This is a genomic window from Longimicrobium sp. (genome assembly GCF_036554565.1).
Lineage (GTDB): Bacteria > Gemmatimonadota > Gemmatimonadetes > Longimicrobiales > Longimicrobiaceae > Longimicrobium.
This window is the reverse complement of record NZ_DATBNB010000756.1, coordinates 1-11,224: the sequence shown is the minus strand read 5'-3', so window position 1 is coordinate 11,224 and position 11,224 is coordinate 1. Positions and strand designations below refer to the sequence as shown.

Here is an 11,224-nt window from a genome sequence, read left to right as displayed (position 1 = left end):
GGCGACGTCGTCGCTACTTTCGCGCAGACGGACAGCGACGAGATGGAGTTCAACAGCGTGAGCGGCAACGTCACCCTGCGGCTGGCGGCCAGCGTGGGCGCCGAGGTGGAGGCCCAGACGCTTTCGGGCGAGATCCACAGCGACTTTCCGCTGCGCCGGGGCCACATGACGGATGACGACGACGATGATGACGACGACGACGATGATGGCGGCGTCCACGTCGACGTCCGCATCGGGCAGAGCGCCCGGGGCACCATCGGCCGGGGCGGCGCCGAGCTGTCGGTGACCACCATCAGCGGCGACATCCGCCTGGAGCGCGCGCGCTGACGATAGGAGGTCGCTGGAGTTCGAGGCTGCGGGCGTACGTCGCGGATGACCTGGCGCCGCTGACTCTTCGAACCCGCTGACTCAGGCCGGATTCCGGCCTGCTCTGATCCCGCACGGGCCATTTTTGGCCTGCGCGGGATCTCTTCATTCCAGGCCGCGGCCGCGCAACACGACGCTGGCCAGCGCCTGCTGCCCTACCTTCCACTGCCTCACAGGGCGCCCGGCGAAAGGCCGCCGACGGGAGTACCACACCCCGCCGAGCTGAACTCGCTCGCCGCCCCCACCACTCCCGCACGATCCCCGTTCGCCGCGGCATTCGCCGTTTCGCTGCTGCGCGCGGTACCTGCCGAAAGCAATCCATAAAGTGAGCAAATGTCACTCTTGCTCGCAAATTTATCTACGTATATGATTGCTGGAAGAGAGCGTCGCCGTGAACGCGCTCTCGTGTCTGAGAGCCCTGCAGCGAAGGAATTCTCCTCTCAAAAAACTCTGTTAACACGTGGTTGTTAGCTTCGTCGGCGATGTTATTGTCAACCCCCGCTACATACGAATATCCCATGTCTTTCCTCGAACGTTCAATTCGAATTAACGTCGTAAATAGAATCGATAGTGCTTCGCTGTCCTTCAGTGGTCCGACTGCATCCAGCGGCCCGCTTCCGGTCGCCGACGCCGCAACCGTGCCGCCGGGGGGCACCATGACCGTCTCCGCGGTCAACAGCTACGGCGGAGTCGCGGGCAGCTTTACCCTGACCGGCGGCGGCGGCGTGTTCGTGGTGTCGTACGACCACCCGCTGTCGGCAGGCGCCACCACGGTGGGCGCCAATGCCAGCGCGGGCTTCGTCTGGGGCACCGACCAGAGCACCTATTCCGGACACGATGTCGTCGCGACGCTGAACCTGTACCAGGGCGTCAGGGCCAACGACGACGGGGGCTACGCCGCGCCGCTTCTGCTGCTGGACCAGGAGCAGCCGGAGGACAACTGCCAGGACTTCGTCAACAGCCTGTTCGGCCCCGGCATGCGGTCGGCGGCCGTGGTCGAGGAAGCCTTCAACACGGTGCCCACAGGCGGCTACGTGCCCCCCGCCGATTTTTCCGGCGGCCAGGTGCCCGGGTTCGTCGAGGTGTGGGCCAGGCACTGGCTGGGCGGGGACAGCTCGCAATGCCCGGCGCAGGATGCCGCCCTGCTGGATCTTCTCGCCACCCACGTCTCCGCGGGCAGCGGCGCCGGCCCCCTGACGCTGTGGGTGCCCCAGATCGCACGCCAGGGGAGCGCCACCCCGCCGACGTACCTGCTGAGCGGCTATCGCGGCTTTTCCTTCAGGGGAGCCGGCGGTTCCTGGGATTCCGGCACGGTCCAGGCCTTTCTGTCCCTGCTGGCTGGCGGCGCCCACTTCGTTTCCGTCTGCGCGACGGCGGACCTGCCGGCGGGCGTCTCGGCCACGCCGCTGGACACGGTCCTCGCCGACTCGGGCCTGCCCACGTCGCGGGACATCGGGAGCTCGCACTACACGTCGGCGGTGAACATCACCGGGACCTACTACCTGTCGATCGGAGAGGATTTCGCGCCGGCGGGCTGCGGGCTGCTCCTGGCGTTCCTGGTGGGGCGCACGGTCAACAACCCGCTCGCACAGGCGGGCGCCTACAACGCCTTCTTCCAGCTCGAAGGGTGGCAGAGCCGGCTGGGGTCGCACCGGCACAACGCCGACTACGACACCCACAAGGCCACGCTGTGGAACATCTCCACCTTCGGTGCGACGCCGTACTCCGAGAAGCGCGCCACGACGGTGTTCCTGGCCCCGGCGGGGTGGACGCCGCAGGTGTACCAGACCACGCGGATGATGCCCTACGTGGGCGCCTACGCGACGTCGCCGACCGACCCGCAGCCCTGGCTGCAGACCTCCGCGGTGGCGCTTCCCCCCGACGCTCCGCCACTTCCCGCACGGTTCATCTTTTAGCAACACCCATCTCTCCTGGGCGGCCGCCGGCCGGGTCTTCCCGCGCCCGCCGCCCAGCCGAGCCCGCCGCGGTACCGCGGCGGGAGCCCGCGCCAACCACACACCATTCCCAGACAAAGGAAAGTGCCATGCCGCTCCAGACCATGACCCAGAGGATTTCTACGAACGGTGGAGAAACCTTCACCTTCAACGATTCCGTCGTGACGTTCTTTGCCGGTGTTTCGAGCTTCTCCTTCACCTACGGCAGCTCCGACCACCACGTCGAGCAGCTGGCGCTGACCCTCACGTCCAGCCTTACCTCGCCGCGCCAGGTCCAGGTGAACGTGTCCGGGACCCTCCAGGACGCCAGCGGCAACTCCATCGACAACCGCAACTCCTACGTCTACGTCACGGTGGTGGCGTGGACGGGGGCCAACACCGGGGGCCTGGTGATGGCGACCGAGGATGGCATCGCCGACAACGCCCGCGGCGCCGGCATCAGCCTGCCGAGCGCCAATCCGGGAATCCTGGTGACGGCGCTGAACGGCTTCAAGCTCGCCTATGCGGGGACGGACCATCACGTGGAGTACGTGCGCGCGGGCACCGGCGCCGCGAGCAGCGGGTCGATGGGCTTCGTGGAAGGGCACGCCAACATGTATGACGCGAGCGGCAACACGGCCGCGACCGCCAACGTGAACGGCGCCCTGCTGGCGACGAGCATGCAGAACCTGGGCATCTACACCGCCATCAAGGTGGCGCAGAGCGGCAGCCCGGTGACGGTCGACTTCTCCGGGATCCTGCCCAGCGGGGTGACGCTGAAGAGCGCGGCGGTCCTGGTCAGCGACTTCCACGTGCAGTACGGCGGCGGAACCGACCACCACGTGCAGACGATCGGCACCGGCTGCTCGACGTGGACCGTGAGCCCGACCTCCGTCACGCTCAATACGGCGCAGTCCTTCATGTACGACGATAGCGGGAACAACCAGGACAACGGCGCCAGCAACGTGACGATCCTGGTGGTCGGCTCGGCCCTGTAGCCGGGCCGCGCCGGGCGCAACGTTCCAGCGGCTCATGCGGCGGCGGTCCGTCCCCACCGGGGGGCGGACCGCCGTTCCGCCCCCCGCCGGCCGCGCCGCCGGCCATCTCTCCCCGGTTTCCCCGGGCTCCATCTTTCCTCGCCAACCCCAAGGGTGTCGTGCCATGCCTTCCAGCAGTCAGATTCCCGCCATCCGGACCTTTCAGCTCGATTCGAGCTCCATGGGCGACCTGCGCAGCAGCGTCAACCTCTTCCGCGGGGACGTGAACTACACGCAGACGCTGTTCTCCATGCCCGGCCGCAACAACGATGACGGCATGGCGGCGGCCGTCTCGCTGCAGTACCAGAGCAACGTCCACGATCCGGTGACGACCTGGAACCGGGACGAGCCGACCAGCGTCGTCGGCGCCGGGTGGAACATGCCGGCCAGCGTCATCGAGCTGAACGACAACGGCTCGCCCACCCCCGGGCAGTGGACCTACGTCTACACCAGCAACGGGGTGCCCGGCCCGCTGGTGCGCGAGCCGGCCACCCCGCTGCTGTTCACCATGGATGGATCGCTCGCCGGGCAGCTGGTGGACGGCCAGCCGGTGCCGGAGGCCATCCGCACGCAGTTCACCCGCCGCGGCATCGCGCTGAACGCCGGCGCGACGGCCGCCAAGCCGACGGCGGGCTCCACCGCCTGGACGGTCACCGACACGGCCAGCCAGACGCTGTACGAGCTGGTGCCGGCCGGCGCCGCCCTGCAGGCGCGCGACGGCGGCGAGTCGTACCAGCTCCAGAGCTACCGCTTCTGGAAGTTCCTGTACTATCCCGCCTTCGAGCGCTGGTCCGTCGTCAACGCCTCGGGCCAGAGCATGTCGTTCGGCGGCCTGGCGGCACCGACCAGCCGGAACTACGCCACCGGCATCGGCAACAGCATCGAGTGGGGGGTGCGCTGGGGCACCGGCGCGAATGCCCTGTGGTCGGGGCCGAGCACGCTGGCCGCGGGCCAGAAGCAGTACGCGCGCGCCTGGCGGCTCTCCCGCGTTTCCAACATCTGGGGCGACACGCTCCGCTACGGCTACAACGAGTGGCCGCGCGACCCGTCCAGCGGCCTGATCCCCGGCGTGGAACAGCTCGTGGGGGCCGGCGGGCTCCCCTACACCAAGGCGTGCTACCTGACCAGCCTGACGGACGTGTTCGGGCGCCGGGCCGAGTTCGCCTACGCCGAAAAGGTGTGGGAGCAGGCGGCCGAAAGCCCGCGCGAATACGCCGACCCCCACAAGGCGGTCCCGGACACCACGCCGAATGCCTACCAGGACCGCTACGAAACCCGGTACCTGGCTTCCATCCAGGTCGACGACACCGACGGGACGAGGCTGTTCGGGGTGCGGCTGGAGTACCGGCCGCGCCCCGCCGCCTCCGGGCCGGAGTCCGCGGTCGCCAACGTCACGCCGTACACCGGGTCGCTGAAGGGCGATACCTTCAAGCGCTACCTGACCGGCATCGTGATGACCAATGCCGACGGCGGCGAGATGCCCGGGATCGTCTTCGACTACCACCTGGACCCGGCGGCGGCGGGCGCCAGCCCCGGCGCGCTCAAGTCCATCACCCAGCCGCAGGGCGGCACCGCCAGCTACGCCTACACCCGCCAGAGCCTGGCCGTGTGCGAGCGGGCCCGGGAGATCACGCCGCCGGCCGGCATTGCGCCCGGCGCGACCCCCCGGGTGTGGTTCGGGCCGGACTACGCCGTGACCGCTTGGTACGATGCCGCCGGCAAGCTGTCGGTGGTGGTGCAGACCTGGCTGGGCCGCTGGGAGGCGTGGCAGCCGGCGCCGGACAGCGCGCTGCTGTTCAGCAACGCGGGCGGGCTCGAGGTCGCCACTCTCGACGTGGCCGCGCGCGCCGAGTTCTTCGCCCTCTCCTTCAAAACGGGGAGCGAGCTGCAGGTGTACGTGTTCCGCAAGGCCGTGGCGCAGCCGGGCCAGTGGGTGCCTGCCACCGTGGGCTCCGCGGCCACCGGCCTGAACGCGCCGACGCTGCGCTACGACATCACCAGCGCCAGGGTCACCTTCCAGGGCGGCACCAACTTCCTGGTCGCCTCGTGCATGGACGCCGTCCGGGAGGTGTATTCGTACGACACGCTGACCTGGCGCTGGACCACCAACAGCTGGACCCGGCAGACCACCACGCTCGAGCACTACGCCTTCGTCGCCGCGGCGGGGGAATACTTCGCCACGCTCGACGCCGGAACCGGCGCGGTGCAGGTGAACTGGCTGGACCCGACGCTGGCGTGGCGTTCCAGCGCCGCGGCGACCCTGCCGGGGGATTTTCCGGTGTCGGACCTGGGCTCCATCGCCATGGTTCCGGGCGAGTCGATGGTGGCGGTCAGCCACCTGAACGTGCAGAACGCGCAGGTCGTGTCCTACGATCTCTTCCTGGTCCAGTGGGACCAGGGCTACACCATCGCCACCCCCGTCCCCTCCTTTTCCTTCACCGATCCGCAGGAGCCCAGCGGGCGGTTCACCACCACCTGGATCCCCGCGGTGGTCGGCAACGAGCTGGTCGCGGTGGCCGGCAACGTCCTGCGCTTCAACGGGCAGGGCTGGCTGGGCAACTCCAGCCTGGTCTCGCCCATGCCGCAGAGTGGCGACCAGCAGCGCTTCGCCTACGGCGTGGACTACGTCATCAAGATCGTGGCGAACGGCGGCGGGGTCGCCGCGCCCACCGCGCAGGTGCTGTCGTTCGACCCGAACAGCGACTCCGGGGGCTGGACGCGCCAGCCGGCGGCGCCCGCCCAGCCGCTCCCCATGCCGCAGGGCAACGCCGCCCTCGCCAACTGGCCGTCGTCGGGACAGGGCGATTGGCTGACCCTGGGCCAGGACCTGTATTTCCGCGGGACCGCCTCCAGCTGGGACGGCGTGATGGCGGCCCAGCCGCTGCAGGACCTGCAGGCGCTGGTCGACCATTCGCTGGGCGGGTCGGGGTACCTCCTCGATTCGCAATCGGTGATCGATGAGGCGCCGGCGTTCCTGGCCTATGCCGTCGGCAACCTGAACGATGCCTCCGACAACCAGTCCGCCGTGGTCGTGCTGAAGAACGGCACCGTCTTCGGCGCCCCCCAGAACCTGGTGCACGAGCGCATCTCGACGGCGGCGAACGCCGCCGGCCCTGGCCTCTTTCCGGGCGGCCCGTCGATGTTCGCCACCTTCCCGGACACCGCCAGCTCGTTCGCCGAGGCGGGCCGCTTCTTCCTGCACCGGTATGCGGGCGATGCCATCGAGGGCAGCCTCGTGCATTACGCGGTCACCGGCCTGTCCATCGAAGACGGCTTCCAGGACCCGTGGCCGACCGCCTACGACCCCGATCCCGCCAGCGCCGCCTGCGATCCCACCGGGCGCGTCATCAAGTACTTCCGCTCGGTGGTCCTTCCCGGCACGTCCGACGCGGCGCACCCGGCCAACGGATCGGTCGAGAACCGCTACCTGAACGGGCTGGACATCCTGACCGGGGAGAACTTCTACGACATGCTCGACGGGCTGCTGTACAGCGTATCCAACCTGGACGCCGGCGGCGTGACGCTGTCGCGGACCACGTACGACTGGACGGCCTACGTCGCCCGCGCGACCAGCCCGGCCGATCCGGCCAGCGTCACGCCCCTGGCGGGCGGCTTCGTGGTCCAGACGGGGCAGACCCAGATGCAGGACGGCGTGACCAGCGCGCAGGCCATCAGCTACCTGCCGCCCGGGCTTTCCGCGCCCTATTCCGGCCAGGCCGTCAGCGTCGTCTCCACCGACCGGGGCGGCGCCGGCACGCAGGAGACCTTCACCCGGACCACCACCTACGGCTACGACGTCAGCGACGCCTTCGTCGCGCTGAACCTGCTCGATGCCCAGGCGCAGACGATCTCCACCTGGACCCCGGAGGGTGGCGGCCCGGTGACCATCTCCGCGTCGGCCACGGTCTACACCGGCTGGCCATGCGCGCTGGGCGCCGGCGTCCTGGTGCCGGCCCCCGAGGCCGACTTCGGCTGGCGGGGTGGCGGCGGCACCGCCGCGTTCCCGTTCGCCGGCTACGGCGGGGGCCAGACCCCGGCGGGGTGGAACCCGGTGCAGCGGGTGCTGGCCCGCACCCCGCTGGGGCTGGTCAGCGAGTCGGCCGACGGGCTGGGCGTGGTGACCTCGGTCCTGTTCGGCGACGGCGTGTTCCCGGCCGCGACCTTCGTCAACGCCTCGCGGTCGTCCGGCCAGTGCGCCTACTGGGGCTTCGAGCCGTACGAGGACACGGGCGGGTTCTCCACCTCGGGCACCCGCATCGTGACCACCGACGCCTTTACCGGCGCCGCCTGCCTGGCCATGCCGGCGGGCGGGTCGCTGTCGGTGGCGCTGGCCCCGGGTGCCGGCGCCGCCACCTGTGTCGTGGGCTACTGGTACAAGACCCCGGCCGGGTTCCAGCCCCCCCCGGACACCGGGTGGTCGGTCGCCGTTTCGGTGGACGGCACCCCCGCGGCACCGGTCACCCGCCCCTTCGGCGACACGGGGGGCGAGTGGGTCTACGCCACCATCGGCGTTCCGCTCCCGCCCGGAGCCGGAACCGTGCACGTGGCAGCGACCGCCAGCGTGGGCCAGGGGGCGTCCGGCAGCGTTCTCCTGGACGCCGTGTTCGCCGCGCCCCTCGACGCGCAGCTCGCGGCCAGGACCTTCGACACCGGCTACCACCTGGTCACGTCGACGATGGACGCGAGCGGGCTCGTGAGCCGGACCTTCTACGACCGCTTCCAGTCCAGCGTGGCCCAGGTAGGCCCCGGCGGGCAAACGCAGGAGCTGTCGCAGCGCTTCCTCTCGCGCCAGGGCAACGCGGGCGGCGCCTTCGACCCGGCGTCGCCCAACGCGGACCTCACCCTGCACCCGGCCGGGGGCGGCGTGATGGAATCCTTCGCCGGGCCGGACTGGACGGCGCGCTGGGACGCCGGCGCCTCGGCCGCGCAGTGGGCGGCGGCCGGCGGCACCCTCGTCCACACGGGCCCGAACGCCGGCACGCTCACCTGGCGCGGCTGGCCGGCGGGTGCGCCCCCCACCGCCGCCCTGTTTTTCGAAGCGGTGCCGCGCGGCAAGGCGGAGGGCACGGTGTCGGTCGCCTTCGGGGGCTACACCATCGCCTGCACGGGCGCCGGCGCCTGGTCGTTCACCGGCCCCGGCGGCGCCGTCGTGCAGGCGCCCCTCGGCACGCCGCCGGCCCTGGCCCAGCAATGGCTGCTGGTCCTGGGGCAGGGGGCCGTGCTCTTCTTCGGCGACGGGCAGCTGCTGTTCAGCGCCCCGGTGAGCGGGGTTCCGGCCACCGGCCTGGCCATCGGCACCGGGCCGAACACGCTCGAGGTCCGCAACCTCACCGTGGTCGCCGAGCCACGGCTGGGGCTGTCGTACTCCGACGCGGCCGGGCGCCAGCGGCAGGTCCAGCAGCTCGCCACCGCCCCGGGCGCGGCCGCGAGCGACACCCGCATCACCGAGGTCATCTACGACGCGCTGAACCGCAAGGTCGCCGTCACCAAGGGGGCCCCGGGCAGCTTCGGCCAGGACGCCGCCCTGCCGCGGATGGCGTATCGGCCCCACTTCGCGGACGTGGGGCAGTTCCTGGCGAGCACCGGCTCGAGCTGGCGGATGACCGGCGACGTCGCGGACTACTACGCTGGACAGGGCGACGGCCGGGTGCGGCGGTCCGACGACCAGGGCTACCCCTACACCGGCAGCCGGTACGAGGCGTCGCCGCTCGCCCGCGTCGTCGAGCGGGGCGTCCCCGGGCTCGACACCGCCATCCACGACGTGGCGAACACCACGCCGGCGCAGCGCCAGACCGTGCAGTTTTCCTACGGCACGAACGGCGCGGACGGGCCGCTGCCGGCGGGCGGCTACACGGTGCGCACCATCACCAGCCCCATCAAGTCGGTTTCGACGCTGACCTCCGACACGGTGGGACGCCAGGTCGCCTCGGCCGTGGGCGGCGCGGACGGCGACGATGGCAGCCGGACGGCCGGCGCCGTCGCCTACGCCAGCGGCGCGGACGGCACCGGCTGCACCCTGACGCTGAAGCTGCCCAACGCGTTCGGCAGCCACCCGCAGAGCGGCCAGGCCGGCTACGTGTCGCGGGCCACGCAGGACGCGCTCGGCCGCCTCGCCGCGCGCAGCGACCCTTCCACCGCGCTGACGCAGTACATCTACGATCCGCAGGGGCGCATGCGCTTCGTGCAGCCCACCCTGGACGACGGGCAGGCCCAGTTCTTCTACTACAAGTACGACGCCCTGGGCCGCCTGGCCGAAGAGGGCTCGCTGGCCGGGGCGTGGGACGCCGCCCGCCTGCAGACACTGGCCGACACCAGCCCGGCGTGGCCGGGAGCGGGCGACGGCGCCACGGTGCTGCGCGCGCACACGTACGACGGCGACGGCAACGACGCGACGCTGATCGGGCGGAAGTGGCGGATGGAGACGGCCAACCCGGCGCCCGCCACCAACGAGGCCGCGGGCCCGCTCGCCGTGGTAGAGTCCTTCGCCTACGATGCGTGCGGGCGGGTGGCCGCTGTCACCGCGGCGCTGTCGGGGGCGGTGTCGCAAAGCTCCACCGTGGGCTACGCCTACAACAACCTCAACGAGGTGTCTTCGATCACGTATCCCGAGGGATCGCCGCTCGCCCGGCTGATCTACACCTACGACGACCAGGGCCGCGTGGTGGGGATGGGCTCGTCGGCCGCGGCGCCCCTGGACATCGCCGCCTACACCTATTCGGCGGATGGCGCGCTGGAAACCGAGACCCGCAACGGCGGGACGCTGGCGGGAACCTTCCAGTACGACTCGCCCGGGTGGCTGCAGGCGCACCAGGTGACCGCCCGCGGCGCCGCGAAGCCCGGTTTCAGCCTTGGCTACGACTACCTGCCCAACGCCACGCCCCGCAAGCGGTCCCTGGCGTTCGGGTTCGGCGATACCCCGGACGTGACGGAGGTGTCGTACACCTACGACGGACAGCGCCGGCTGACCGCCGCCAGCGTGGCCGGCGGCAAGCCGGGGAACGAGTCGGTGACGACGTACGACGCCAACGGCAACATCTGGGCGCTGGAACAGGACGGCGAGGCCTTCAGCTTCAGCCTCGAATCCGGCTCGGACCGCCTGGCCACGGCCGACCTGGGCGGTGCCGCGGCGAGCTTCGCCTTCACCGCCGACGGGTGGATGTCGCGGGGCCGCGGCCTGGCGCTGGAGCGCAACGCCATGCTCGGCGTCGTCACGAACGTGACGGTGGCGGGCTCGCCGGCGGCGCAGGTGCGCTTCGGCTACGGCGGCGCGGGGCTCCGCATGCTGAAGCAGGCCGGCGGCGCGCCGGGAGCGGGCAAGGTCTACGTCTACGGCTCCGCGCAGATGCCCGTGGCCACCGTGGAGAACGGCGTCTGGACGGCCTACGCCTACGGCCCGAACGGCCTGGCGGCGGTGGTGCGCGACAGGCGCTACTTTCCGCTGGTCGACAACCTTCACACCGTCTGGGGCCTGGTGGACGACGCCAACGCCCTGGCGGCCCGCTACGACTACCGGCCGTTCGGCGGCGTGATCAGCGCGTCCGGCCCCGCGTCCGCCGTCCTGGGCCCCATGTTCAGCGGGCAGGAATACGACGCCGAGACCGGGCTGTACAACTTCCGCGCGCGCCTGTACGACCCCGTCGTGCGCCGCTTCGTCAGCCCGGACCCGGCGCGCCAGTTCGCCAGCCCCTACGTGTTCGTGGGCAACGACCCGCTGACGATGGCCGATCCGTCCGGCTCCATCTCCGTGTGGGCGCAGGTCGGCATCGGGGCGGCCATGGTGGCGGTCGCCGCCGTCGGCATTGGGCTGAGCCTGTTCACGGGCGGCGCGTCGGGCGCCGCGGCGGCCAGCATCGACGCCACGCTGGCGACCGGTGTCGCCGGGGGTGA

4 protein-coding genes are annotated in these 11,224 nt (G+C 71.0%); all 4 read left to right on the top strand.

All coding sequences use genetic code 11. The features are described from left to right. Nucleotides 1-327 (top strand): DUF4097 family beta strand repeat-containing protein (locus VIB55_RS21315; protein WP_331878690.1); only part of this gene is annotated, 327 nt, incomplete at its 5' end. 695 nt (nucleotides 328-1,022) lie between these two features. Then, entirely contained in the window at nucleotides 1,023-2,282 is a 1,260-nt protein-coding gene (locus VIB55_RS21310) for a hypothetical protein (RefSeq protein ID WP_331878689.1), read from the top strand. A 128-nt stretch (nucleotides 2,283-2,410) separates the two neighbouring features. Then, nucleotides 2,411-3,298: a hypothetical protein gene (locus tag VIB55_RS21305; protein ID WP_331878688.1), complete on the top strand. Its 888-nt coding sequence runs from the start codon at nucleotides 2,411-2,413 to the stop codon at nucleotides 3,296-3,298. Nucleotides 3,299-3,461: 163 nt separating this feature from the next. After that, on the top strand, nucleotides 3,462-11,224 hold a 7,763-nt coding region (locus tag VIB55_RS21300; RefSeq protein WP_331878687.1), incomplete at its 3' end, for an RHS repeat-associated core domain-containing protein.

Excerpts from the sequence above, each read along its gene's own strand:
- VIB55_RS21310 (WP_331878689.1), top strand. The coding sequence starts at position 1,023 with ATGACCGTCTCCGCGGTCAACAGCTACGGCGGAGTCGCGGGCAGCTTT.
- VIB55_RS21305 (WP_331878688.1), top strand. The coding sequence starts at position 2,411 with ATGCCGCTCCAGACCATGACCCAGAGGATTTCTACGAACGGTGGAGAA.